General features: G+C 67.1%; 21 protein-coding genes. 8 read left to right on the forward strand and 13 right to left on the reverse strand.

Annotated features, from left to right (window positions below):
* Positions 1-92: 92 nt before the first annotated feature.
* Positions 93-2,330: an outer membrane beta-barrel family protein gene (locus tag NX774_RS00095; RefSeq protein WP_258820112.1), complete on the reverse strand. Its 2,238-nt coding sequence runs from the start codon at positions 2,328-2,330 to the stop codon at positions 93-95.
* A 219-nt stretch (positions 2,331-2,549) separates the two neighbouring features.
* Here NX774_RS00095 and NX774_RS00100 point away from each other — a divergent pair, with 219 nt between their 5' ends.
* Positions 2,550-4,055 carry an FAD-dependent oxidoreductase gene (locus NX774_RS00100; protein ID WP_258821414.1) on the forward strand — a complete coding sequence of 502 codons (1,506 nt, stop codon included), beginning with the start codon at positions 2,550-2,552 and terminating at the stop codon, positions 4,053-4,055.
* Positions 4,056-4,084: 29 nt separating this feature from the next.
* Positions 4,085-4,363 carry a hypothetical protein gene (locus NX774_RS00105; RefSeq protein WP_258820113.1) on the forward strand — a complete coding sequence of 93 codons (279 nt, stop codon included), beginning with the start codon at positions 4,085-4,087 and terminating at the stop codon, positions 4,361-4,363.
* On the opposite strand, the gene NX774_RS00110 is transcribed toward NX774_RS00105, so the two are convergent.
* Positions 4,321-4,725, reverse strand: a complete 405-nt coding sequence (locus NX774_RS00110; RefSeq protein WP_258820114.1) for a DUF2784 domain-containing protein — start codon at positions 4,723-4,725, stop codon at positions 4,321-4,323. The two genes, NX774_RS00105 and NX774_RS00110, sit on opposite strands and share 43 nt — an antisense overlap.
* A 192-nt stretch (positions 4,726-4,917) precedes the next feature.
* Between NX774_RS00110 and NX774_RS00115 the strand changes: the two genes are divergently transcribed.
* The gene (locus NX774_RS00115) at positions 4,918-5,667 is read left to right on the forward strand and encodes a lipid-binding SYLF domain-containing protein (RefSeq protein WP_258820115.1); all 750 of its coding nucleotides are present in this window, start codon (positions 4,918-4,920) and stop codon (positions 5,665-5,667) included.
* A 36-nt stretch (positions 5,668-5,703) separates the two neighbouring features.
* Here the strand turns inward: NX774_RS00115 and NX774_RS00120 are convergent, their stop codons facing one another.
* The 6 genes from NX774_RS00120 to NX774_RS00145 all read right to left on the reverse strand — a co-directional run bounded on the left by NX774_RS00120 (position 5,704) and on the right by NX774_RS00145 (position 13,137).
* Positions 5,704-6,078, reverse strand: coding sequence for a four-helix bundle copper-binding protein (locus tag NX774_RS00120; protein ID WP_258820116.1), 375 nt, complete (start codon positions 6,076-6,078; stop codon positions 5,704-5,706).
* A gap of 812 nt (positions 6,079-6,890) precedes the next feature.
* Entirely contained in the window at positions 6,891-8,123 is a 1,233-nt protein-coding gene (locus NX774_RS00125; RefSeq protein WP_258820117.1) for a TolC family protein, read from the reverse strand.
* On the reverse strand, positions 8,120-8,422 hold the full coding sequence (locus NX774_RS00130) for a DUF3240 family protein (protein WP_258820118.1): 303 nt from the start codon (positions 8,420-8,422) through the stop codon (positions 8,120-8,122). Before NX774_RS00130 ends, NX774_RS00125 begins: the two co-directional genes overlap by 4 nt.
* Positions 8,415-11,498 (reverse strand): efflux RND transporter permease subunit, encoded by a 3,084-nt coding sequence (locus NX774_RS00135; protein ID WP_258820119.1) that lies wholly within the window; start codon positions 11,496-11,498, stop codon positions 8,415-8,417. The genes NX774_RS00130 and NX774_RS00135 overlap by 8 nt, the downstream gene beginning before the upstream one ends.
* A 1-nt stretch (position 11,499) precedes the next feature.
* Positions 11,500-12,603 carry an efflux RND transporter periplasmic adaptor subunit gene (locus tag NX774_RS00140; protein WP_258820120.1) on the reverse strand — a complete coding sequence of 368 codons (1,104 nt, stop codon included), beginning with the start codon at positions 12,601-12,603 and terminating at the stop codon, positions 11,500-11,502.
* Positions 12,604-12,765: 162 nt separating this feature from the next.
* Complete coding sequence (locus tag NX774_RS00145; RefSeq protein WP_258820121.1) at positions 12,766-13,137, reverse strand: hypothetical protein; 372 nt, start codon at positions 13,135-13,137, stop codon at positions 12,766-12,768.
* A gap of 135 nt (positions 13,138-13,272) precedes the next feature.
* Between NX774_RS00145 and NX774_RS00150 the strand changes: the two genes are divergently transcribed.
* Positions 13,273-13,623 (forward strand): hypothetical protein, encoded by a 351-nt coding sequence (locus tag NX774_RS00150; RefSeq protein ID WP_258820122.1) that lies wholly within the window; start codon positions 13,273-13,275, stop codon positions 13,621-13,623.
* Positions 13,624-13,717: 94 nt separating this feature from the next.
* Here the strand turns inward: NX774_RS00150 and NX774_RS00155 are convergent, their stop codons facing one another.
* The 3 genes from NX774_RS00155 to NX774_RS00165 all read right to left on the reverse strand — a co-directional run bounded on the left by NX774_RS00155 (position 13,718) and on the right by NX774_RS00165 (position 16,248).
* Positions 13,718-15,010 (reverse strand): Xaa-Pro dipeptidase, encoded by a 1,293-nt coding sequence (locus NX774_RS00155; RefSeq protein WP_258820123.1) that lies wholly within the window; start codon positions 15,008-15,010, stop codon positions 13,718-13,720.
* Positions 15,007-15,627: a nicotinamide riboside transporter PnuC gene (gene pnuC / locus NX774_RS00160; RefSeq protein WP_258820124.1), complete on the reverse strand. Its 621-nt coding sequence runs from the start codon at positions 15,625-15,627 to the stop codon at positions 15,007-15,009. Before pnuC ends, NX774_RS00155 begins: the two co-directional genes overlap by 4 nt.
* A 114-nt stretch (positions 15,628-15,741) precedes the next feature.
* On the reverse strand, positions 15,742-16,248 hold the full coding sequence (locus NX774_RS00165) for a pyridoxamine 5'-phosphate oxidase family protein (protein WP_258820125.1): 507 nt from the start codon (positions 16,246-16,248) through the stop codon (positions 15,742-15,744).
* Positions 16,249-16,407: 159 nt separating this feature from the next.
* On the opposite strand from NX774_RS00165, the gene NX774_RS00170 reads away from it, so the two are divergent.
* From NX774_RS00170 to NX774_RS00185, 4 genes are all read left to right on the forward strand, one after another.
* Positions 16,408-18,507: a TonB-dependent receptor gene (locus tag NX774_RS00170; protein WP_258820126.1), complete on the forward strand. Its 2,100-nt coding sequence runs from the start codon at positions 16,408-16,410 to the stop codon at positions 18,505-18,507.
* Between the two features lie 152 nt (positions 18,508-18,659).
* Complete coding sequence (locus NX774_RS00175) at positions 18,660-20,624, forward strand: serine protein kinase (protein ID WP_258820127.1); 1,965 nt, start codon at positions 18,660-18,662, stop codon at positions 20,622-20,624.
* A 44-nt stretch (positions 20,625-20,668) separates the two neighbouring features.
* Positions 20,669-21,823 carry a DUF444 family protein gene (locus tag NX774_RS00180; protein ID WP_258821415.1) on the forward strand — a complete coding sequence of 385 codons (1,155 nt, stop codon included), beginning with the start codon at positions 20,669-20,671 and terminating at the stop codon, positions 21,821-21,823.
* On the forward strand, positions 21,820-23,205 hold the full coding sequence (locus NX774_RS00185; protein WP_258820128.1) for a SpoVR family protein: 1,386 nt from the start codon (positions 21,820-21,822) through the stop codon (positions 23,203-23,205). The genes NX774_RS00180 and NX774_RS00185 overlap by 4 nt, the downstream gene beginning before the upstream one ends.
* A gap of 231 nt (positions 23,206-23,436) precedes the next feature.
* On the opposite strand, the gene NX774_RS00190 is transcribed toward NX774_RS00185, so the two are convergent.
* Positions 23,437-25,092 carry an FAD-binding oxidoreductase gene (locus NX774_RS00190; RefSeq protein WP_258820129.1) on the reverse strand — a complete coding sequence of 552 codons (1,656 nt, stop codon included), beginning with the start codon at positions 25,090-25,092 and terminating at the stop codon, positions 23,437-23,439.
* Complete coding sequence (locus tag NX774_RS00195) at positions 25,089-25,835, reverse strand: N-acyl amino acid synthase FeeM domain-containing protein (protein ID WP_258820130.1); 747 nt, start codon at positions 25,833-25,835, stop codon at positions 25,089-25,091. Before NX774_RS00195 ends, NX774_RS00190 begins: the two co-directional genes overlap by 4 nt.
* Positions 25,836-25,894: the final 59 nt, after the last annotated feature.

Consider the following 25,894-nt stretch of genomic DNA (forward strand, 5'->3'; position numbering starts at 1 on the left):
CTGAGCTCCTACTCGCGACTTCGCATAATCTATATTATGTCAAATGCGATATCCCGAACCAGCGGCCTGTTTTCACCTGCCCGTCTGGCTTCTCAGTTGCGCACTGGGCCCCGCCCGACACTGGCCATCCCGCCAAGCCGCCACGACAGCCCCAGATAAACGATCCGTCCGTCGAACCGCCGCAGATTGGTCTCCCTGAGCGTGTCGGTATCGGTCACGGTCTCGATCTTTTGTGTGTTGAAGATGTCGGTCACGTTGATCACCACTGACAGCGCCGGCGTAATGTTGTGGCGCAGGCTGACGTTCGTGAACGACGTCGGCTGGCGGTAGCCCTGGCCGGTCAGCGCCTTGCCTTGTCCGTTCAGCGCGACCTGCAAGTGATCCACGTCGGTCAACTCGACGTTGAAGCGACCACGCATGCTCAATGAGGTCGCGCTGCGGCGCACGTCCGCGCCAGTCGCGTCCAGTTGCGGCTGCTCGATATGCGCCAGGTTGCCGCTCGTGTTGATCGAAAATCGCGGCGTGACCTTGCCGCCAAGCGTGAACTCAAGACCGCCCGCCCGGGAGCCGGGGCCGTTCTCCGGCCGCGTCAGCACCACCGCATCACCCACGAAGCTGCGGCGGTACACGATCGCGTCCTTGTCCCTGCGGTAGTAGCCGCGCAGGTTCGCTTCCAAGCCCATCAGGCGCGATTCCAGCCCCAGTTCCAACGAGTCGGTCAGCGCCGGATTCAGGCTTGGATTACCGGCAGATTCGTTCAGCTCGTCCCGGTAAACCACGAACGGATTGAGCTCGGCTGCGCTGGCACGCCGCAAACGCCGCGCGTACGCCAGCCGCAGGTTGGTATCGTCCGTCAGCTTGTAGGTCGCAAACGCGCTCGGGATGGCGTTCACGTAATGGTTGGTCGCGTTGCTATGCGACGTGACCTGGTCGATGTCCACATGCGTGTATTCGGTGCGCAGTCCGCCCAGCACGCCAAGCCGGTCGGTCAGCCGCAGCTGGTAAGACGCGTACGCTGCCAGATTGTGCTGGTTCAGTTCAAAGCTGTTGGTCCGGCGCGGGTTGACCACGCCGGACCCGGTGACCACATCGATATCCTCATACAGCGCGTCCACGCCGCTCCTTTGTGCGATCGCCTTGAAACCGAGCTTGAGCACGCCCGTGTCGCCGGGCCGCTCGTAGTCGCCACTGAAGTCCGAGATCCGGGTCGTGTTGTCGTTGGCCTGCTGGCTGCGGCTGTCGCGCGTACCTGGCGGGCGCACGCTGTAGGCATTCGCATAGTCGCTGTCGCTGGCGTTGCGCGCTGACGAAACGCGCAGGTCCAGCTTGAAGATTTCGCCCGGCAGCTCGCCCTTGCGGTCCCAATGCGTGCTGACCGTGTAGTTGCGGCTGTCGCCGCCGCGCGTGGTCGTGCGCTGGTAGTCGCTGACCGTGCCGCCATCAAGACCAAAGCCAAGATAGCGGTCCACCGCATTGGCGTCGTTGGTGCGCCCCAGCCACGAGACAGCGGCACTGAGCGTGTCCGTGTCGCCCAGGTTGTATTTGATGCTGCCGTTCAGCCCCGCGGAGTCGTTCAGCCCGGCTGAACTGGACGCCTGCGCGCTGCGCGTCACGTCGCCGGTGGCAGGATTGACCCGCTCGCGCTCGACCTGGCTCACCGAGTTGCGCCCGTCATGGCGCACATTGATCCCGCCCTGCAGGCCGAGGCGACCACTGTTGAAGGTGCCCGATACCGCCGAGTTGTAGCGCCCTGCCGTTCCTCCGTTCGCATTGACGACTCCGAATCCGCCGGGCTTGCGCGTGCGCTTCATCACAATGTTGAGGATCGGCCCCCCACCCGTCTCGTTGCCGAATTGCGCGCCGGGGTTGTTGATGACCTCGATCGATTCGATGTCTTCCGATGGCAGTGCCTGCAGCGCAGCCGCCCGGTTCTCGCCCTGGAACATGGCCGAGGGCTTGCCGTCGATGTAGATCTGCACGTTGGTGCTGCCACGCAGGCTGAGCGTGCCGTCCGGGTCAAGCGACACCGAGGGCACGTTGTTGAGCGCGTCCGCCGCCGTCCCGTTCGTGCTGCTGGCATCGGATTTGACGTCATAGACTTGCCGGTCGATGCGGTTGGTGGGCCGCTCCGCCGATACCGTCACCGAAGGCACCTCGCCGCTGTTGCCGTTGGCGGTGTCCGCCTGCACAGGCTGCTGTACGGCTGGTTTGGCGGCGGGCGCCTGCTGCGCCATAGCCCATCCGGCGCACAGCACGTCGCCGACCAGGGCGCCAAGCAGCAGTTTGCGGGAGGCAGCGCGCAGCGCGCTGGTGTTCGTGGATTTGAGCATCAAGACATCAACCGGTAGTCAGGCACAGGGACAATCCAAGACGATAAACAAGAGTTGCCCGTTAGTACAGTCCTTACATGCACGTCAATACGCCTCGGTAAGTGGTGGCGGGCAATGCAGCGCCACGGCATCGCGATTGCTGGAATGATGATTGGTGCGACACACCGCCGGGGAGCGAACATGGATACCGCATCACTGTGGCAAGGAACAGCCGTGAAAATGGCGTGTCTGCCCACGCTGCAGACCGACATCGCCGTGGACGTGGCGGTGGTCGGCGCCGGCATCACCGGCCTGACGGCCGCAATGCTGCTCGCGGCTGGTGGCAAGACCGTCGCCGTGCTGGAGGCGCACCGCATCGGCGGATCGAGCACCGGCCACTCCACCGGCAACCTGTATGCGCTGACCGACATGGGCCTGCGCGAGATCGCACGGCGGCGCGGCGAAGAGACCATGCGCGCCGTGGCCGAATCGCGTGCTTCGGCCGTCGAGGCAGTCGAGCAGACGATCCAGGCACTGTCGCTCAATTGCGCGTTCGCCCGCACCCCGTGGCACCTGATCGCCAGCACACCCGAGACCGCCAGGGCGGTCGAAGATGAACACAAGGCAGCACAGGCCGCGGGCCTGCAGGCGCGCCTGGTGGATGCGCCTCCCCTGCCCCTGCCCGCGCGGCGCACGCTACGCGTGGAGAACCAGGCGCAGTTCCAGCCGCTCGATTACGTGCGCCAGCTGGCGCAGCACATCGTGGGCGATCGCTGCTTGGTGTTCGAAAACACCCCGGCGCTGGCCGTTGACGATGCCAACGGCGAAATCCGCACGCCGGAAGGATCGGTGCGATGCGAGCGGATCCTGCTGGCCACCCATACGCCGGTCGGCGTGCACCTCGTGCAATCGAAGCTGGACGTGGTACGTGAATACGCGGTGGCCCTGCGGCTGGAGGACGTGTTGCCAGAGCCGGGCATCTACTGGGTGCTTGGGCAGGACAACTACTCGCTGCGCCTTTTCACGGAAGGCGGGATAGCCTGGCTGGTCGCCGTCGGCGCGGCGCACCCGACCGGTCATGTGCACGCGACGGCCCACCCGTTCGACGCGCTGGAGCGCTACGCCCGTACGCATTTCAAGCTGGGCCCGGTCGACTACCGCTGGTCCGCGCAGCGCTACCGGTCCGAGGACCTGCTGCCCTCCATTGGCAGGAACGTGGACAGCGCGCGCACGTGGATCGCAACCGGCTTCTCCGGTGACGGCCTGACCTACGGCACGCTCGCCGGAATGATGGTGGCGCAGCAGATGCTAGGCCGGCCTACGCCGTGGGACGACCTCTATAGCCCGTCGCGTCTGGCAAACGGCAAGCGGCCCGAGGGCTTCGCGCGTGAGCACACCGAAGCCGCGCCGTCCGCTGTGCTGCCGCTGGACCGGGCGGCACGCGACCTCTTCGACGATTTGCCGCTGTGCGAAAGCCGGCAACTCGAGCACGCTGGCCAGAAGCTCGCTGCCTACCGCTGCGAGGATGGCCGCGTGCTCATCGTGGGCGCCAAATGCACGCACATGGGATGCGACCTGCAGTGGAACGATGCCGAGACGAGCTGGGATTGCCATTGCCACGGCAGCAGGTTCCGGCCGGATGGCCAAGTGCTGGAAGGCCCGGCGCTCACGCCGCTGGCCCGTGCGCCCGACATTTCACCGGCCGGCGAAGCCGGTCCGCCGGACGAGACCGGTGCCGAGGACTGAACCGTTTCATCTTTGCGAGGAGGAGTTGAATGAGCATCACAGTCAAGAACACCACGCCCGCCACCCCGATGGTGACGCTGTTTGGCGAACTGCGCGACGGCCGCTTTGTCGCGAAGGTCATGCGCGAGGACGCGGTGCCGTATGGCCACCGCTGGGAGAACGAGATCGACCAGGCCATGGTGTACATCGTGCCGAACGATGAGCAACTGGCGCGCATCCTCGCCGCGCTCCAGGAGCGGCGGCTGGAGTTCGGCGACCTGCAGAACTACGGCTCATCGGCCGGCGGCACTTCCGAGCTTCCCGTCTGAACACGCCGCCGCCGGCGCAACACCAGCGCGTACAGCACAACATTTGTTGCCAGCACGGCTGCCGCAAGCGCCAGCTGCAGCTCCCGATCCAGCCCGCTCGGGTAGATCGCGGCAAGCAGGTAGTGCTCGATGAAGCCTTCGCGGTAGCCGGCCAGGCCACCGCGAAGGCGCAGGTAGTTCTCGATGCCGGTCAACGGACAAGGTGCATCGCCCAGCTCCACCCACACGCCCCACAGCGCGGCTGGCAAGTGCACGGCCAGCACCCAGCGGCGCCGTACGGCAAGCAAGGCGCCTGCCATCACGAACAGGATGAACGCAAGGTGAAGGAACAGCACGGCAGCTGCGGCCACGCGGTATGTCATCGTGCAACGAGCCTATGCCCGCGAACGTTCGCTGTAAAGACGTCTCGCGCCGGAGCGGTGGTTTCGCCGCGACGCCGATGCCGCCCGGCCGGCACGCCTGAGCCGGATCAAACGCATGCGGTTCCCTCCCCTTATCCTCGAAGGCTGACACCCCCGATCGAGGCGTAGCCATTCGAAGAAAGGAGGATCGGCATGAAATTACACCTACCCACCAGACGGGCCGTCTTGTCCGCCGTCGGCCTCATCATGCTGGCCGGTTTGGGCGAGCCGGCGCTGGCGCAAGGCAGCTCTGCCAGCCAGCAGAGCAGCGGCAGCACGGGCGGCACCAGCAGCGCCGCCTCCACTGCCATCAAGCACGTGGATGACGCGGCGGCCGTGGTCCGCACGCTCGCGTCCGATACCAGCATCAGCCGGCTGCTTTCCCAGGCACGCGGCATCTACATCATGCCGCGCTACGGCCGCGCGGCCCTTGGCCTGGGCGCAGCCGGTGGCGCCGGCGTATTCTCCGAAAAGCGTACCGACGGCACCTGGAGCGACCCGGCCTTCTTTAACACCGGCGGCATCAGCGTGGGGCTGCAGGCCGGGGTCGAGGGCGGGCCGGTGGCGCTGCTGCTCATGAACGACAAGGCCCTGAACAGCTTCCGGCAAAAGAACAACTTCAACCTGAGCGCGGACGCAGGCCTGACCGTCGTGAACTGGCGCGCGCAGGCCCAGGGCCAGGCTGGCGCCGGCGACGTCGTCGTCTGGACCGGCTCCAAAGGCCTGTTCGGCAATGTGGCCACGCTGGCGATCAACGACATCCGCTACAACCAGAAGGCGACCCAGGCCTACTACGGCAAGGCGCTCACGGTACAGGATGTGGTGAGCGGCAAGGTGAGCAGCCCGCACAGCGACACATTGAAGCAGGCGCTGTCGGGCGCGGGCGGGGCGGCCGCCCGCTAGATACGCGCTTTGCGGGCGAAAAGTCCGGGTCAGCGCTTAGTGGGCGTGCGACCCGGTGCCGGCGCCCGTGCCACTGGCCTGCGCGCCGCTCATCCGGCGGCATTCGGCTGCGCAGCGACGGCAGGCATCCGCGCAATCGCGGCAGTGCTGCATCGGATGCTTGGCGCACTCGTCTGCGCACAGCTCGCAAATGTGCGCGCAGGCATTGCAGATCGCATCGGCCACCTCGCTGCCGCGCGCCATCGCGCCGGCGGCAAGGCGGCACATCTGCGCGCAGTCGATGTCAAGCGCAATGCAACGCGCCATTGCCTTCACGTCCTGCTCCTGCAGGCAGGATGCGGCGCACAGGTCGCAGGCATCGGCACAGTCGTTGCAGGCTTCGATACAAGATTGGAATTGCTGACGATCCATTGTCTTTCTCCTCGTGTCATTGACGGGTGGATGATGGCTGTCTGCGCGGAACAGTCCTGGTGGACTTAGCGGGACCGGCGCGGTGCGGCGCACGGGTCGTCCGGCGATTGAGAGGAACGCCCCCCGGGGGGAATGCTGCCGCCGAACGATTCGGCGGGTGGCATCATTGCCGCCGGAGGTACCTCGCCAAAGGACGGTTCCGCGCCGCGCGCTGGCGGAGCGGACGTGCCGGGGCAGCAAGGAGCGCAAGCCGGGGAACGGGCTGGTGGTGTCTGCCGCGCCGGCGGACACCCTTGGTTCTTGCCGCGGACGATGACGCGGTTGCCACCGCTCGTCCGTCCCTTTGCGTTCGCGCTTGCGCTCCCGCGCTGCGCGTGGCCCGCGCACGCAGGCTTTGAAGCGGCAGGAACCACGGCGGTGGCGGGCTCGGCACCGGCTAACGCCAGGCCCAGCAGGATTGCACCAACAGATAACCTCATGTCCCCGACCCTATCACAGCGAAAGCGCCGAGGCCGCACGATATAGTGGTGGCCAGCAAGTCTGGCTACCGGGTCGTCGGACGCAACACGCCGGCAAATCATGGCTTGAGAGGGCGTGCGCCCTGGCCGCACGACTATTCCGTAGGGTGGGCAGGTTCTCCTGCCCACGCGTCCAGCCAGAAGGTGCGTCGCTCGAACTCTGGCTCGCCAACGGTCGGCCGAACGACGAAGCCATACAGTCAGGTCATCCACGCACCGGTAGGACGCGTGGGCAGCAAGCTGCCCACGCTACACCAGGTGCCAGCGCCGGAGATCGAAGCAGGCACCTTTTTCCTACTCCTCGCCCAGCCCCCACACCAAGTGCGCATCGACCATCAACGCAGCCTGCGCGTGCACCGCCGTGACCTGCGCCGTGAGCGCGCTCAGGGCCGCACTATTGGCCTGCCGCCTTGCTGCCAGCAAGGACTGCAGGTCCGCCTCGCCCAGCGCGTAGGCGCGGGTCGCCAGTCGCGCGTTCTCGCCCATCGAGGCAGCGTTGGTGCGGGCAGCGCGCCAGGCCTCGTACGCGCCTTCGGCGGTCGCCACTTCGGACGCGACATGCGCCTCCAGCTGGACCAGCTTGGCCTGGTGCAGCTGCCGCGCCGACTCCGCAGCGCTCACTGCCCTGTCGGCCAGCCTGCTGCGCCGCGCGCCCGGGATAGGCACGCTGATCATCACCCCGGTGAAGCGTTCCTGTCCAGCGAACTCCGATGCCGTGTACACCCCGACCGTGGGGTCCGGCACGCGCTCGGCGCGCGCCCGGGCGGCATGTCCTGCCGCCTTGTCACGCGCTGCGGCGGCCAGTTTCAGCTCGTCGCTTTCGGCCAAAATGCGTTCGCGCCAGAATTGCAGCGGCCGCGCCAGCGGCTGCGGTTCGGGCAACACGGCGTGCTCGTGCTTCAGGCCCGGAAAGCGGGCGTTAAGCTGGGCCCACGCCACCGCGGCGGCCGTCTTGGCTTCCACGGCCGCACGCTCCTGCTCGGCCAGGTCGGCACGGGCGATACTGGCGTCCAGCCGCGCCGCGTCGCCCGCCTTCACGCGCTTGTCGACGGCATCGGCGTTCTCTTGCGCGGCCACCAGGTTGCGCGCCGCCAGTTCGACGGCACGTTCGGCCTGTGCCCAGTCCAGCCACAGGGTCAGCAGCACGCGTGCTGCCTCGTGCAGCGCTTCGCCGTACACGGCGTCGCTCTCGGCCATGAAGGCCTGCCCGATGCTGCGGTCGGCCTGCGCCTTGCCGGGCAAGCGCAGCGTGCGCTCGATCCCGACGTTCCATTCCTTGTATTGCGGGCCAACGTCCAGCCGCCGCTTTTGCGCGTTGAGACGGGCGGTGAACTCGTAGGGCGAGCCCTCCGCCAGCCGCGCATCCTCGCGCGCGGCTGCGGCGTCGGCTCGCGCCGACGCCACCATCGCATCGTTCACCAGCAAGGGATGCGCCACGGGTTCCGGCAGCAGGCCAGGCATCGAGGGCAGCGTTTCGGCATGTACGCCGGCCGCGGCCAGGGCCGCGATCAAGATCAGTCGTTTCATGCGCATGCTCCCGAGGCGATCACCGGCGTGAGCCAATAGCGCATGCGCGCACCGGCAAACTCGATCTTGATACGTTCGACCACTTCGCGCCCCGCGTCCTCCGGCATCAGCGCCTGCACCTGCACGCAGTCGGCACGGCCAAGCACCTGCTCGGACTCTTCCAGGCCCGAGTGCGCCAGCCCGTGGACGAAGATCGGGGTGCTGGTAAAAATGGTCAGTTGCGGAGTGAGCAGCAGCGCATCGAGCACCCGCTCCTCCAGCTCCGCATGGCAGAGCAAAGTCAGGCAAATATCAGGCATGTTGTTCCTCCCGCTTCGCAAACGCGAAGCGCAAATACAGTATGGGCAGCAGCAGCAAGGTCAGCGCGGTGGCCGACACCAGGCCGCCAATCACGACGATCGCAAGCGGCCTCTGGATCTCGGACCCCGGGCCGCTCGACAGCAGCAGCGGGATCAGGCCGAACGCGGTGATCGACGCCGTCATCATGATCGGACGCAGGCGTCGCCGCGCCCCATGTACCACCACCTCCACCAGAGGCATGCCGGCTTCGCGCAGCTGGTTGAAGTAACTCACCAGCACCACGCCGTTCAGCACCGTGATGCCGAGCAGCGCAATGAACCCGACCGATGCCGGCACCGACAGGTACTCGCCGGTGACCCACAGCGCCACGATGCCGCCGACCAGTGCGAACGGAATGATCGACAGCACCAGCAGCGCCTGCCGCACCGATCCGAAGGTGGTGAACAGCAGGATGAAGATCAGCACCAGCGCCGCCGGCACCACGATCGACAGCCGCGCCGCAGCGCGCTGCTGGTTCTCGAACTGGCCGCCCCAGGTCATCCGGTAGCCGGAGGCCAGCGGCAGCTTGCGCGCCACCGCCGCCTTGGCTTCCTCGACGAAGCCGACCAGGTCGCGCCCGGTCACGTTGGCCACCACCACGCTGTAGCGGCTGCCCATCTCGCGGTCGATCTTGACCGGGCCTTCGGCTCGCTCCAGGCGCGCCACGCTGGACAGCGGCACGCTGGCCCCATCGCGCGTGGTGATGCGGACCTGCTCGAACCCGGCTGGCGACAGCCGCACCGATTCGCCGGCACGCACCACGATCGGGGTGCGGCGGCCGGCCTCGATCGCATTGCCCGCCTGCTGGCCTTCGACCTGGGCACGCAGCGCGTCCTGGATCTCGTCCACCGACAGGCCGAGCCGCCCGGCCGCCAGCCGGTCGACCACCACGCGCAGGTACTGCACGCCGCCGTTCTGCACGGTGTACACGTCCTGGTTGCCGGGAATCGTCTTGAGCACCGACTCGATGCCCTTGGCGTATTCGTTCAGCTTGTCCAGGTCGGGGCCGAACACCTTCACCGCGATGTCGCCGCGCACGCCGACGATCATTTCGGACACGCGCATTTCAATCGGCTGGGTGAAGCTGTAATTGATGCCGGGGAGCTGGTCGAGCACCTTGCGCACAGCGTCGATCAGTTCATCCTTCGACTTCATGCGCCACTGCCCGCGCGGCTTGAGCAGCAAATAGGTGTCGGTCTGGTTCAGGCCCATCGGGTCCAGGCCGATTTCGTCGGAGCCAACGCGCGCGACGATCCCGGTCACCTCCGGCACCTGCTTCATGATCGCCTGCTGGATCTTCAGGTCCAGCGCCACGCTCTGCTCCAGCCCGATCGAGGGGATCTTCTCGATGCCCACGATCAGGTCGCCCTCATCCATGGTCGGCATGAAGGTCTTGCCCACGCGGGTGTAGAGCACGCCCGCCAGCACCAGCAGCACTGCCGCCACCACCGCGACCACGCGCTGGCGCCGCATCGCAAAGTCCAGCACCGGCTGGTAGAGCGACAGCAGCTTGCGCGGCAACCAGGGCTCGGCGTGCGCACCGGCCTTGACCAGCCAGGACGCGAGCACCGGGATCACCGTCAGCGACAGCACCAGCGAGCCGGCCAGCGCAAACACGATCGCCAGCGCCACCGGGGCAAAGAACTTCCCTTCCAGCCCTTGCAGCGTCAGCAGCGGCAGGAACACCGTCACGATGATCAGGATGCCGGCCGTGACCGGCACCGCCACCTCGCGCACGGCGCGGTAGATCACGTGCAGCCGCGGCAAGCGGCCCTGCGCGGAATCGTGGCCGAGGTGCTGGACGATGTTCTCGACCACCACCACCGCCGCGTCCACCAGCATGCCGATCGCAATGGCCAGGCCGCCAAGGCTCATCAGGTTGGCCGACATGCCGAACATGTTCATCAGGATGAACGTGACCAGCGCCGCCAGCGGCAGCACCAATGCCACCGTCACGGCCGCACGCAGGTTACCCAGGAACAGCCCGAGCAGCACGATCACCAGCACGGTTGCTTCCAGCAGTGCCGAGGACACGGTGTGCACCGCGCGCTCCACCAGCGAGGCGCGGTCGTAGAACACGTTGAGCGTGACGCCCTTGGGCAGCGTCGGCTGCAGCTCGGCGATCTTGGCGCGCACGCCGTCCACCACCTGCTGCGCGTTGGCGCCCGCCAGGCCCAGCACCAGCCCCTCGACCGCCTCGCCGGCGCCGCTACGGGTCACGGCGCCGTTGCGGGTGATGTTCCCGACCCGCACCGCGGCCAGCGAACCAAGCCGCACCGGCACGCCATTCTTCACCGCGACCACCACGGCGGCCAAGTCCTCGACGGTGGCGATGCTGCCCTCGCTGCGCACCAGCAGCACCTCGCCGCCCTCGCCCAGGCGGCCCGCGCCGTCGTTGCGGTTATTGGCACGGATCGCGTCGGACAGCTGCGCCAGGCTGACGCCGGCCGCGGACATCGCCGCCGCATCCGGCACCACCTCGAACGCGCGCACGGCGCCGCCCAGCGAGTTCACGTCGGCCACGCCAGGCACGGTGCGCAGGGCCGGGCGGATCACCCGGTCGAGCAGCGTGCGGCGCTCGGCCAGCGACATGTCCTTGCTGTCCACCGTGAACATGAACATCTCGCCCAGCGGGGTCGTGATCGGGGCCATGCCGCCGGTTGCCGATGGCGGCAGCACGTCGGCAATGCCGGACAGGCGTTCGCTCACCTGCTGGCGCGCCCAGTAGATGTCGGTGCCGTCCTCGAAGTCGATGGTCACGTCGGCAAGGCCATACTTGGTCACCGAACGCAGCAGCCTGGTGCGCGGGATGCCCAGCATCTCGACCTCGATCGGCACCGCGATCCGGGTCTCGACTTCCTCGGGCGTCATGCCCGCCGCTTTCATAATCACCTTCACCTGCGTGCTGGACACGTCGGGGAAGGCGTCGATCGGCAGCTGGCTGAACGAGTGCCAGCCGAAGCCGGCCAGCATCAGCGCGGCCAGCGCCACGAACAGGCGCTGCGCCAGGCAGGCCTGGATAAGACGAGACAGCATGTTACTGCCCCCCTTTTCCGCGCTGCCATTCGCCCTTCAGCGCCACCACGCCCGACACTGCCAGCGAGTCGCCTTCCTTGAGCGCGCCGGCCACGCGCACCTGCTGGCCCGCGCTGCCAAGTTCGCTCACCGGGCGTGCCTCGAAGCCGCTGCTGGTGCGCACGAACACATACCCCTGCTTGCCCACGTGCGCCACGGCGGCCAGCGGCACGTCCCAACCGTTGCCGGCCGCGCCTTGCGGCACCTGCACCGCAACCAGCTCGCCCGGGCGCACGTCCGCGCCGCCCGCCAGCTCGGCGCGCACCGTTGTGGTCTGGGTCTGGGCCGACACCAGCGGGCTCGTACCTTTCACCACCGCCTTGGCCTTGCGGCCCTGGATGCCGACCTGTGCGCCTGCCGGCCAGTGCGCCGCGTCGGCGGCCGGCACCTCGATCTCGAGCACCAGGCGATCCAGGCGCGCCAGTCCGACCAGCGCGGTCGACGCGTCGACCCGCTGGCCGGGGCGCACCTCGACCTTGGTCACGACACCGGACGCGGCGGCAGCGACGGTGATCGAATCGTCCGGCTTGCCGCCGGCGGCAACGCGCTCGATCGCGCCCGGCGCCATGCCGGCAAGCCGCAAGGCCGAACGTGCCTGCGACAGCGCCGCGCGCGCCTCGGCCTGGACCGCCTCGGCTTCCTGCAAGCGGCGCTGGGCCACGATGCCTTCGCCGAACAGCGCGCGTTCGCGTTCCACCGTACGCTGGGCCAGGGCCGCGCGGCTGGCGGCCTGCATCAGGTTCAGCTGCAGCGTGCCGAGCTCGGGGCTGGCAATGCGCACCAGCGCGGCGCCCTTGGCCACAGACTGGTTGGGCTGTACGTACACCTGCACGGCAAGCCCGGAAACGGGCGCGCTGGCCACCAGCTCGCCGCCGGGCGGCAGCACCACGCGCGCGGGCACGGTGGCCTCGCCGGACGCGGCGCCGCGCTTGAGCGGCTGCACCGTGATGCCCAGCGCCTGCATCTGCTGGGCGCTAACGGGAATCGCCGCGCCTGGCTCGGCAGCGAACGCAAGGGGACACCAGGCCAGCGTGGTGGCCAGGAAAAGGGATACCGGATTCTTCATGTTTTGTTCCAATACGACAGTGCACGGGCCGGCGTTTCTGCGCCCAGCCGGCTGGCTGCGCGCGATTGCGAACGGCAACGGAAGCGGTGGCTCGGACGATTATCCGAGCCATGCCGCGACACGGCCTGAGCACCCGCAGGAAAAAACGAACGAAGCTGGCGATCAGGCCCGGGCGGCCTGCTCGCTTGGAGGGCGGTAGGGAGGTTCGAGCGTGGCAAGCGCATACCCCCGCTCGGGGAAAGCAATCCGGCCAAGACCGGCGCTCTGCAGCTCGATCGCGGCGTGCGCTGCCAGGTTGGCGAAGTACTGGAGATGGTCAACCGCGTGCAGCACCTGGTGCAGCACGCTGCATTTGCCCAGCGAATGGGCGGCGTCCAGGCACGGGTGGCTGTGGTTGCCGGCACCCAGGTCCAGCTGGCTGATATGGCTGATCTGGTGGGCCATGCGCGTGCTGCTGGAATCCCAGACGAACACGTTGGTCGTGACCACGACCAACATGAGCAGCGCGACGAATTTCCGGACCGAACACATCATGTGACGAACTCTAGCATGCTGCAACGCAAAATGATAGTCCCGGCCCCCTCCTACGCCGCTGCGCTACGCGCGCTGACTGCCGGCGGCGCGCACGGGGCGCATAATCGGGGCATCGGCAACTTGCAGGAGAGCGACATGAGCGGCAACCGATCAGGAAACAGCGGCCAGACGGCCCCCTCGACCACGCTCGGCGTTGGCGGACCGACCAGCGGCGAAGCCGGCTCGACCCCGACCCACGAGACCATGGCCGAGACAGGCGGCAGCGGCGGCGCCGGATTAACCCGTAACGACGCTTGTCAGGGAGCGCAACAAGAGGAGCAGCCGCGCCAGTCGGCGGACAGCGAGGCCCTGGATACCGGCCGGCGTGGATTCCAGGACACCCGCAGCGACCAGGCCGGGCCGAAAGCAACCGGCTTGGGCACGCCCGAGACCGGGGCCAACCAGGAGCCGGCCGACCTGGAGCGGCCAAGCAAGCCCAGCCGGTAGCCCGTAGGGTGGGCAGGTCCTCCTGCCCACGCGTCCAGCCAGTGCATGAGCTGCTTGAACGCGTGGGCAGGAGGACCTGCCCACCCTACCATGCTCAGCGAACCGGATCAGCCTTGTACACCGCCCCGCCCTTCATCACGAAGCGCACGCGCGTGAGCTCGGCCGGGTCCGCGGTCGGGTCGCCACTGACCGCGATGATGTCCGCGTATTTACCGGCGCTGATCGAGCCGACACGGTCCTTCCAGCCCATCAGGTCGGCAGCGTTGATGGTCGCGGCCTGGATCGCCTGCATCGGCGTCATGCCGTACTTGACCATGTAGAAGAACTGGCGCGCATTGTCGCCGTGCGGGTACACGCCGGCATCCGTGCCGAACGCCATTTTTGCCCCGCCCTTGAACGCCTTGCGGAAGTTGTCGCGCTGGAGCTGGCCAAGCGCCTTCTCCTTGGCCAACGACTCGGGCAGCATGCCCGCCTTGGCGCCTTCCTGCAGGATGAAGTCGTCGTTGTAAATATCCATGACGAGCCAGGTCCCCTTTTCGCGTGCAAGGCGGATGCCCTCATCGTCGATCAGGCTCGCATGCTCGACCGAATCCACGCCAGCCAGGATCGCGTCGCGGATGCTCGATGCGCCGTGCGCGTGCGCCGCCACGCGGCGGCCCAGCTTGTGCGCCTCGTCCACGATCGCCTTCATCTCTTCCAGCGTGTACTGCTGCGCGCCCGGCTCGTCACCCTTGGACAGCACGCCGCCGGAGGCGCAGATCTTGATCACGTCGGCGCCGTACTTGGCCATCTCGCGCACCTTGGTGCGCGCTTCCCACGGACCGTCGGCCACGCCGCGCTCGACGTAGTGGAAATCATTCGGCAGCAGGTTGTTGTCGCAGTGCCCGCCCATGATGCCGATGGCGTAGCCAGACACCCGCATGCGCGGCCCCGGCAGTTCGCCCTCGTCGATCGCATCGCGCAGCGCCACGTCGCCGAAGCCGCTCGCGCCCACATTGCGCACGCTGGTAAAGCCCGCCTCCAGCGTCACCTTTGCCGAGCGCGCGCCGTACAGTGCCGAGCGGATATCGGACACGCCCAGCGACTTGTAGCCATGCAGGTTGGGGTCGCCGGTCAGGTGGGTGTGCATGTCGATCAGGCCGGGCAAGACCGTCGCGCCGGACAGGTCGATGGTCTTCGCGCCGGCCGGCACCTGCACCGACCCGGATGGGCCGACAGCCGCGATGCGCTCGCCGTTCACGACGATGGTCTGGTCGCGCAGCACCTCGCCCTTGACCACATCGACAAGTTTGCCGGCGCGGATAGCGACCACCTGGTCGGCGGCGAGAGCGGACGAAGCAAGGACGCCGGCGGCAGCCAGGCCGGCAAAGAGGCGGGTCAATTTCATGTGTGCGTGCTTTCGATGGATACAGCGGTGGTGACGGAAACCAGTTCTTGCTCCTGGCGGGTGCGCGCGGCGAGCTTGCGCCAGGTGTGCCAGGACACGAGTGCGTTGACCCAGAAGCCGGCATACAAGGCCGCCGTCAGCGCCAGGCCGCGGCTCAGGTAGAGCGGCGCCGCGATGGTATTGACGAGCACCCAGAAGGCCCAGTTCTCGACCCGGCGCTGCATCATCATGATCTGCCCGATCACGCTGAAGACCAGCACGGCCGAGTCGAAGAACGGCGAATAGGCGTTGGTGTAGTAGTGAAGGAGCGCGCCGTAGGCAGCAGTGGCCAGCACGCCGGCGGGGACGGTCCACAAAATGCTGGCCAGGCTCGCATGTGTGACCGGCAATGCGCTTCCCGCGTCGCCGCCACGGACCCATTTCCACCAGCCGAAGATGCTGGTGCCAACGAAAAACGCCTGCAGCACCACGTCCGCGTAAAGACGGTTCTGCGCGAACAGCACGCCGAACAGCGTGCAGCCGACGATGCCGGTCCACCAGGTGTGCACGTTGTTGCGCCCGGCGAGCACGATCGCGAGCGCCGTGAACGCGTTCGCCGCCACTTCCAGCGGCGTCATTGCGCCCTGCCTTGACTGGACATGCCTGCTCCTTGTTGAAGAAGCAGGTACTCTAACTAGAGGGGCAATTTTCTGCAAGCAACAACGCGGCCGCCCCCGGCCATCGCCGCAGGCTCAATCGAGCGGTATGGTGCCGTGCTCGCCCGGTTCCACGTCCGGACGGTTGCCGGTGAACGCGGCCTTGGCGTACTCGAACAGCCGCACCATCTTGCTTTCTTTCGAATCCCAATACGCGGCCGCGTGCGGGTCCACACGGACCAGCACGAGGTGCTCGTCGTCCGGCCCGGCCGGGAACCAGGCCTGCACGCCCACGTTCCACAGGTCGCGAATGCGCTGGCGGTCCACCACCCGCTCGGCCCGGCCGCTCACGGACACGAACAGCATGTCGTCGGGCCGGGCAAAACTGAGGTTCACTTCCGGATTGTGGGCAATGTTTTCCCACAGCGGGGCCGTGGTCGCGGTGTAGAACCACAGGCCGCCGCTGTCGTCGGTGAGCTGCAGCGTCATCGGGTGGCTGATCAGGTGGCCGTGCTGGTCGGCAGTGGTGAACATGGCAAAGCGGACGGGGCCGAGCTTGTCGGCCAGCGCCGCCACGTGGCCGGAGTCGGTCGGGGTGGTCATGGCGTGATTCCTCCTCGGTTCATGGAAGCCTGCATGTTAGCGCTGGCGCGTCGCCGCCACGGTGCGCAGTCCAACCTTGTGCGCGATTGAGGACTTGCAACTGAACAGTTCCTGATACATAATGCGAATAATTCTCATTTGCGTTTAAGGAAAGCTGCGATGTCCAAGAACAAGACCAATACTCCCCTCCGCCTGGCCATTGCCGCCATCTTTGCCGGGTACGCCGGCGCAGCCCTGGCGGACGACGACGCGCCGCTGCCGCAGGTGACCATCGTCGGCTCCGCCGAGCGCGGCTACGACGCCAAATCCAGCAGCACCGCAACCAAATCCGACACCTTGCTGCGCGACACCCCGCAGGCGGTCACGGTCGTCACCAGCGAACTGATGCGCGACCAGGCGATGCAAGGCATGGCCGACGTGATCCGCTACGTGCCCGGCGTGGTCACCGCCCAGGGCGAAGGCAACCGCGACACCGCCGTCATGCGCGGCAACAGCACCACCGGCGACTTCTTTGTCGATGGCGTGCGCGATGACGTGCAGTACTACCGCGACCTGTACAACATCGAGCGGGTCGAGGCACTCAAGGGCCCGAACGCCATGATCTTCGGCCGCGGCGGCGCCGGCGGCGTGATCAACCGGGTCAGCAAGGAGCCGGTGTGGACGCCGGTGCGCGACGCGTCGCTGACCGTGGGCTCGTGGCGCAACCGCCGGGCCAGCGTCGACCTCGGCCAGGCGCTCGGCGACGCCGCGGCGGTGCGCCTCAATGCGCTGGTGGATGACTCCGGCAGTTACCGCGCCGGTGTGTCGAACAAGCGCAAGGGCATCAATCCCACCCTGCTGCTGGCCCCGGGCGACAACACCCGCATCGTGCTCGGCTACGAACATTTCCAGGACGAGCGCGTGGCCGACCGCGGCGTGCCAGGATTTAATGGCCGCCCCTACGAGACCGACCCGGCCACCTTCTTTGGCGACGCCGCGCAAAGCCCGACGTGGTCGCGCGTGAACGCATACTCGGCGCTGGTCGAGCATGACTTCGGCAACGGCGTGCTGCTGCGCAACCGCACCCGCTACGCCGACTACGACAAGTTCTACCAGAACATTTACGCCGGCAGCGTGGTGACACTCAAGAACGGCGTGCCGACCCTGACGCTCGGCGCATACAACAACGCCACCCACCGCACCAACCTGTTCAACCAGACCGACCTCAACTTCAGCGTCGATGCCCTCGGCCTGCGCCACAAGTTCGCGACCGGCATCGAGTACGGCCGCCAGGTGACGGACAACTACCGCAACACAGGCTACTTCAGCGGCACGTCCGCCACCGTTCCGGCCGCCGCGCCCTGGCTGGTGGGCAGCGTCAGCTTCCGCCAGTCGGCAACCGACGCCGACAACCACGGGGTGGCCACGGCGGCGTCCGCCTACCTGCAGGACCAGCTGGAATTCTCGCCGCAATGGCAGGCCATCGTCGGGCTGCGCTACGACCGCTTCAAGGTCGATTTCACCGACCACCGCAGCGGCCGGCGCTTCGACATCACCGATACCCCGGTCTCGCCGCGCGTTGGCCTGGTGTACAAACCGGTGCGCGCGATGTCGCTGTATGCCAGCTACAGCCTGGCCTACGCGCCGCGCGCGGGCGACCAGCTGTCCTCGCTCACGCCGTCCAACGCCGCATTCGATCCGGAAAAATTCCGCAACGTGGAGCTGGGCGCGAAGTGGGATGTGCTGCCGAATTTGTCGGCCACGGCAGCCGTGTACCGGCTCGATCGCAGCAACGTGCTGGCCACCGACCCGGTCGATCCCGCACGCACCTACCTGGTCGACGGCCAGCGCAGCAAAGGCGTCGAGCTGGGGCTGCAGGGCAAGATCACCAAGGCATGGAGCGTGATGGGTGGCTACGCGTGGCAGGATGCCAAACTGACCGCCGCGTCCGGCAACGTGCCGGCCGGCCGTACGGTGGCGCAGGTGCCGCGCCACACGCTGTCGCTGTGGAACCGCTATGACTTCAGCAATGCGCTCGGCGCCGGCGTGGGCATCGTGGCCCGTGACCGGGTGTTTGCCTCCACCTCCAACGCGGTCGCCCTGCCCGGCTTTGCCCGCCTGGACGCGGCGCTGTACTACCGGATCGACAAGCACTACCAGGCCCAGCTGAACGTGGAGAACCTGCTCGACCAGCGCTACTACGCGTCGGCCAACAGCGACAGCAACATCACGCCGGGCTCGCCGCGCGCGCTGCGCCTGACCGTCAACGCCAGCTTCTGAGCCCCTGCTGCCGCGCCCCTTGTCGCCGCAGCGGCAAGGTTCGGTCTCTCACATTGACGCGGCTCATTTGCTGCCCGTAGCGCGCGCCGATACTGTGGCTTCGCGCGGCGCGCGATTCGTTCGCGCGCGCCTGTCTGGAATACGGAGGCAACGTGACGCTACCTGGCGAAGAATTCCCTGCCCGTCCCTGGGACGAGCAGGACAATTTCCTGAAGAGCCTGAGCCTGTTCACCCGGCAGCACCGGGCCGGGCACTGGTCCGGGCCGTTTTCCGAGTTCATGGAGAAGGTCCTGCCGCTGGCGCCGCAGCAAGTGGCACGCAGCTCGCACCAGTACATCTGGGACATGATCCGCGCCACCTGCATCGACGATGGCGAAGGCCATTTCCGCTGCAAGCTGTTCGAGGATGACCTCTTCGGCATCGACGAGGCGATCGACCGCGTCGTCGACTACTTCAAGGCGGCGGCCAGCGGGTCCGAGGTCGGGCGCCGGCTGCTCTTGCTGCTCGGCCCGCCGTCGGGCGGCAAGTCCACGCTCGTCATCCTGCTCAAGCGCGGGCTGGAGGAATACAGCTACACCGAAGAAGGCGCGCTGTACGCCATCGCCGGCTGCCCGGTGCACGAGTCGCCGCTGCACCTGATCCCGCACACGATGCGCGCTTCCTTCCGCAACACCTACGGCATCGACATCAGCGGCGAAATCTGTCCCCACTGCCGGGCGCGGCTGGAGGACCAGTACGACGGCGACTTCATGCAGATGCCGGTGGAGCGCTTCTTCATTTCCGAGTCCGGCCGCAGCGGCATCGGCACCTACGCCCCGCACGACCCCACCACGGCCGACCTGGCCGACCTGGTCGGCTCGGTGGACCTGTCCAAGGTGGCCCAGTACGGCGACGAGGGCGACCCGCGCGCCTGGTCGTGGTCCGGCGCGGTGTACGCAGCCAGCCGCGGCGTGCTGGAAATGATCGAGATCCTCAAGGTCAAGCGCGAGTTCCTCTACCTGCTGCTCACGCTGACGCAGGAAAAGAACGTCAAGGTGTCGCGCTTTCCGCTTATCTACCTGGACGAGACCATTCTTGCGCACACCAACCTGGCGGAATTTCGCAAATTCTTGCAGGAGAGCGAAAACGAGGCCCTGCTCGACCGCATGGTCATCATCCAGGTGCCTTACACTCTTAACTACAAGGAAGAGGCGCGCATCTACAAAAAGCTCATCTCCTCGGCGGCGCCGGCCTTTCGCGACGTGCACCTGGACCCGCACGTGCTGCACGCGGCGGCCGTGTTCGCGATCCTGTCGCGCATCCAGGACAGCGACGAGAAGGAGGTCGAGCTGGTCAAGAAGGTGCGCATCCACGCCGACGAAGAGGTCGAGGGGGTGAACCGTGCCGACGTGCGCCGGGTCAAAGAGAAGGAAAAGGCGCCCGATGAGGGATTGTCGGGGGTGTCGCCGCGCTTTGTGATCAACGCGCTGTCCAATGCCATCATCCAGTCGAACCAGAAGAGCCTGTCAACGATGGACGTGCTGCTTGCCTTGAAAGACGGGATCGAAAACGACGCCCGCATCGACCCCAAGAAAAAACGCAAGTGGGTCGACTACCTGGTGCTCACCCGCAAGGACTTCTACAACCGCTGGGTCAAGCAGGACGTGCACAAGGCGCTGTTCGTATCGTTCGAGCAGGAGGCGCAGGACCTGCTCAACAAATACCTGGACGAAGTTGAGGCCATGCTCGACAACCGCACCATCAAGGATCCGATCACCAACGAGGAGCGGCGCCCGGACGAGCGCTTCCTGCGCGCGGTGGAGGAAAAGATCCACATTTCCGAGTCCGGCAAGCAGTCCTTCCGGCAGGAGGTGGTGCGCAAGGCGATGGGTGCCTACAAGCGCGGCGTCAAGTTCGGGCTGGAGAGCCATATCCAGCTCAACGATGCCGTGCAGCAGTACTTGTTCGAACAGCGGCGCGACGTACTGCGCCTGGTGAGCTCGGCCAAGCGGCCGGACGAGGAAATCCGGACCAAGATCTCGGCCGTCGAAAAACGGCTGGTGGACGAATACGGCTACGACGCGCACAGCGCGCGCGAGGCCCTGAACTATGTGACGACACTGCTGGCGCAAGAATAGCCGAACAACAGCCGGAACCTGTCTGGAGGTGCGGCGTGACAACGATGAACACGGCTTGGTACGACCTGTTTTCGCGCGGTGCGCGGGACTGGTTGCGCCACAACGACAAGGTGCGGGAAGCGGTGCAAAAGCACCTGCCGGAGCTGATCGCCGGCCCGGACCTGATCACCGGCCCGCAGGATCGCAGCGTGCAGGTGCCGGTGCGCCTGCTGGAACACGCACGCTTCCGGCTGGCTGAGGGACGTTCCGAAACCGGCGCCGGCCAGGGTAAGGGCAAGCCGGGCGACGTGCTTGCACCTGCCCAGCCCGAGGATGAAGGCGGCATGGAGCCGGGAGAAGGCGGCAACGAGGACGGCGAGGTCAAGCTGCTGCTCGAGTTTTCTATCGACGACGTGATGGACTGGGTGTGGGAAGAACTCAAGCTGCCCGACCTCAAGCCCAAGTCCAGCGCGCGCATCGACGAACTGGAACTGGTGCGCGAGGGCTGGGACAAGCGCGGCGCGCGTTCGCGGCTGGACCGCCGGCGTACGGTGAAGGAGGCGATCAAGCGGCGCGCGGTGCAGCAGGACCCGGTACCGTTCACCAACGAGGACCTGCGGTTCCGGCAGCTGGTCACGCGCTCGCGGCCGAGCACCAGTGCGGTCATTTTCTTCGTGATCGATGTTTCGGCCAGCATGACGCAGCTGGAACGCAAGCTGGCCAAGTCCTTCTTCTTTTTCGCCCTGCAGGGTGTGCGGCGCAAGTACCGCAAGGTGGAAACCCGTTTCATCGCCCACACCACCCACGCGTGGGAATTCGGCGAGGCCGATTTCTTCCAGGTGTCCGGCATCGGCGGCACCATCGCCTCCAGCGCGTTCCGGCTGGTGCTCGACACCATCAACGCCGAGATGAATGCGGCGCAGAACAACATCTACATGTTCTACGCCTCGGACGGCGAAAATTTTACCGAGGACCGGGCCTCGGCCACGCAAACGCTGACCGAACTGGCCGGCATGCTCAACTACATCGGCTACATCGAAACCCTGCCCGGCGTGCCGCGCGCGCTCGAGACCGAGATGCGGCGCATGTGCAACGAGCTGGAGCGGCGCGGCTTGCCGGTCGGATCGAGCGTGCTGGCGCACTCCGACGATGTCTGGCGCGCGCTGCGGCGCTTCTTCAGCGACCAGTCCGAGGACCAGCCGGCCGAGGTGCTGCCATGAGCGAGCTGCACGCGCGCCTGGCGGAGTACACCGGCCGGCTCGAGGCGCTCGCCTGCGAGCTGGGCCTGGATTACCACCCGGTGAACTTCGACCTGGTGCCAAACAATTTCATGGTCGAAATCGCGGTGTACGGACTGCCGGTCCGGATGCGCCACTGGTCCTTCGGCGTGCGCTACATCCACCAGCTGGTGCGCCAGCACATGGGGCACTCACGCATCTTCGAGGTCATGTTTCCGGGTGATCCGTGCAATGCCTTCATGCTGGAACAGAACTCGCTGGCCGAAAACACGCTGGTCACGGCCCACGTGCTCGGCCATGCCGACTTTGCCAAGAACAACCAGCTGTTCGCGCGCTTCATGGACATGGCCGGCGGGCACATCCTGGAACAAAGTGCCGGACGCGCGCACCGGCTGGAGCAGGCGCTGACGGCGCACGGCCAGGAGGCGGTCGAGGCGGTGCTGGACGCGGCGCTGGCGCTCGAGCCGCACATCGACGTGGACCAGCCGCTGCACCGGCCGCTGTATCCCGCCTTCATGGCGCCGCCCACCGAGCCGCCGCCGGACGTCTTCCGCGACCGCTTTGCGCGCTTGCCCGGCGAGGCCGCGGCGCCGCCACCGGCGGGACCGGTACAGCGCAGCCCGCTGCCGCCGGCGCCGGAGCGCGACCTGCTGTGGTTCATTGCGCACTATGCGCCCGAGCTGGAGGAATGGGAACGCGACATCTTCCTGGCGGTGCGCGAGGAGGCCTACTACTTCCACCCCATCTTCGCCTGCCAGATCATGAACGAGGGCTGGGCCTCGTACTGGCACGCCCGGCTGCTGCGCGAGGCCAATTTCCTGCCGCACGAGCTGTACCTGGCCGCGATCAAGTCGCATTCGGACGTGGTGCGCCCGTATGCGAGCGGCCAGCAGCTGGCGCTCTCGCTCAACCCCTACCACCTCGGCTTTTCGATGTGGGAGCACATCATCGACAAGCATGGGCTGGCCAAGGCGCGCGAGATCGTGCGCGACGAAGACGACTTTGGCTTCATTCGCAACTACCTGGACCAGGAGCTGGCCGACAAGCTCGACTTGTTTGTCTACGAGACACGCAAGGATGGCGAAACCAAGATCGCAAGCCGCGACATCCACGCAATCCGCGAGGCGATCCTGGCGCCGAAATACAACTATGGTGCGCCCACGGTGGTGGTGCAGCAAGTGGGCGCCGACGGCAGCCTCGACCTGCGCCATGACTACCTGCACGACGGGCGCGGGCTCGACCTGCAGCAGGCCGAGCGCGTGATGGAGTACGTCACGCGCATCTGGCGCCGGCCTGTGTCCTTGCATACGGTGGACTTTCGTGGCGTGGTGCGGGTGCTGCCGGCGCGCAAGGTTGGGTTCTAGCGTGGCGGGACAGCCGCCCCTCATAAAGCGCAGGATCAGCTTCACTACGGCCAGTTGGACGCGTGGGCAGGAAACCTGCCCACCCTACGAGCTGGCCAATGGCTGGATTGAATGAAACGATGCGCCTGGTAGGGTGGGCGCTCGGCTGGGCACTGCCCACCCTCTCCCTGCCCACGGGTTCAGCCAGCCGCTGCGCCGGCGCAGCGCCCGCCGGAGGTTCATCGGATACCTTCACCGGCACACCGGCGTCGGCTCATACCGCCCTGGCGCAATGGTCCCCATCGGGTCCAGTGCCGCCTTGATACGCGCCACCGTCTTCCAGTACACGTCCCCTTCGGGATCGAGCTCCCCCATCGAATGATTGCCCACCCGGTAGGGAATGTAGCCTGCATTCATGCAGCGCGTGAACACCTCCTGGTAGCAGGCATGCGCCCGTTCCACCTCGTCCGGATCTTCCTTGTCGTAGGCGACGGTCAGCACCCCGCCCAGCGCGCGCTCGTTGATCATGCTGAAGGTCGCAAACAGGTCGAAGCCGTACTGGCGGAACACCGCCTCGGCCAGCGCGTGCACCGCCAGCATGTCCGCCCCGCGCATCGGCAACACCGGCGACACCCACAGCATGCCGCAATTGTCGCGGGCCGGGTTGGCCCCATGCGGGAAGTCCTGCGGCACCCCGCCGCGCCGCCGCCAGTACGCTCCCGTAAGAAAGCGTCCGTTCGGCTCGCCCCGGTTCATGGCCAGCAGCGATTCGCCCAGTGCCACCTTGGCCCGCAACACCTGACCTGCGCGCGAGAACCCCAGCAAGCGCGATAGCATCCGCGCCGTGTTCAGTGCGCCCGGCGTGATGAAAACGGGCTTGGCCCCGAGCGGCGCCAGCGCCCGCCGCAGCGCCTTGCGCGCCGCCGCCACCTGTTCAAGGCTGCCATACAGCGCGCCGGACGCGGTCCAGGCCCCCACGCCAGCCTCGCCGCGCAACTTCGCCCGCACCTCGTCCGGCAACGACGACGCCAGGCCCGCCAGCGCATGCGGGAACGTACGCCCGCCGGAGATCACCCTCAGGTCATTGCCGATGTGGACGATGCTGCGCAGCGTCCCGTCCAGCCGCAACGGGCGCAGCGCATCGACCAGCAACGCCACATCCGCATGGCGCGGCACCGAGCACAGGAAGTGGTTGATGCAGCGCGCCTGCGGCATCAGCCATATCCCCAGCCGGGTGACGATGCCGAAGTTCGACTGCGTGAACAGCCCGTCGAGAAAAGGGCCCACGCCGTACGGGAACAGGTGCGTAGTGCGCGCCTGCGGATAGTGCCCAAAGCCGGTGTCGAGGATTTCGCCGCTCGCCAGCACCACACGCATGCCGGCCACGTGCTGCAGCCGGTTGCCATACGGCGAATGGCCGAAGCCGCGCTCCAGGATATTCCCGACGAAGCTGGTGTCCGGCCCCGCGCCCGTGCAATCGCACCACAAACCGGTCTGCTGCTCGCGCAGGTAGTCCGACAGCTGCTGCTGGGTCACGCCGGGCTCGATCACCGCATACGCCAGTTCCGTATCCACCTTGACGATCCGGTTCATGCGCGACAGGTCCAGCAGCACCTGGCCGCCGCCCACCGGGCAGGCGTCGCCGTACCCCCAGTTCCTGCCGGTGCTGACCGGGTACAGCGCCACCCCATGCACCGTGGCCAGTCGCGCCAGTGCCGCCACTTCCTGCGTTGAGCCCGGGCGCGCCACCGCCAGCGGCCACACCGGGCGTGCCGCGGTGCTGGCTGCGTACCCGGCCAGTGCCGCCTGTTCGACGACCAGGTTGGACGCGCCCACCACCTGCGCCATCGCCTCCAGCACGCCCTGCGCCGGAATGCCGATCGCGTGCGTCTCCGTGACCGCGTTCATGCCGCGCTCCGCTGCACGCAGCTGGCCACCAGGCGCGCGGTGATCCCGGCCTCCTCGCGCAGCGCAAAGAAATACGGATAGAACGAGCGCTCGCCGCCATGCTGCTCCATCAGCCCGCCCCACTGGCGTATCTGGGCCCCCATCTGCTCCAGAGGCAAGCGCAGCAGCACGGCGGGCGCGCCCACGCGGGCACACGCGCGCTCGCCGCCGAAGTCGGCAAAGCCGAGCATGCGCTTGTAGAACGTCACATGACGCGGGTTGACCTCGATGACGTAGTCGGAAAAGCCCTGGATATGGTGCGCGTAAATATAGGAGACGTGGATCAGCGCCGCGAACACGCGCTTGGACATGCCCTTGTCGATCGCCAGCCGCGACGGCTCGCACAAGCGCCGCCCCTGGGCGCGCAGCAGGTCGAGGCGGTCGCCGAACTCTTCGTCGGCCGGCAGCGCGCCCTGCCGGTCGAACCACAGGCTCATCGTTCCGATCGCCAGCCCGCCGGTCTCGGCCACCAGCGTGATCCGGTTGGCGTGCCCCATCCCGTCCGCGAGCGCGTAGCCGCGCCAGGCGTACATCCGGCGCAGCAGGCTGCCGGCGGCCGCCAGCCCATCGGCCGATGCATCGATGTGCACATTCACTTGCTGCAGGCCTGCCGTGCGCGCGTCCTGACGACACTCCAGCTGGCTGGCGCCGACGGCACTGGCCGGCACCTGGAACGAAACGATTGGCTGCTCCTCAACCCGCATTTTCTCTTCCTCCGTTCATGGCGTAATGGGGTCTCAGACAAGCGCGGCAATGCATGGGT

This window comes from Massilia agilis (genome assembly GCF_024756255.1).
In the GTDB taxonomy this organism is placed as follows: domain Bacteria; phylum Pseudomonadota; class Gammaproteobacteria; order Burkholderiales; family Burkholderiaceae_D; genus Telluria; species Telluria agilis.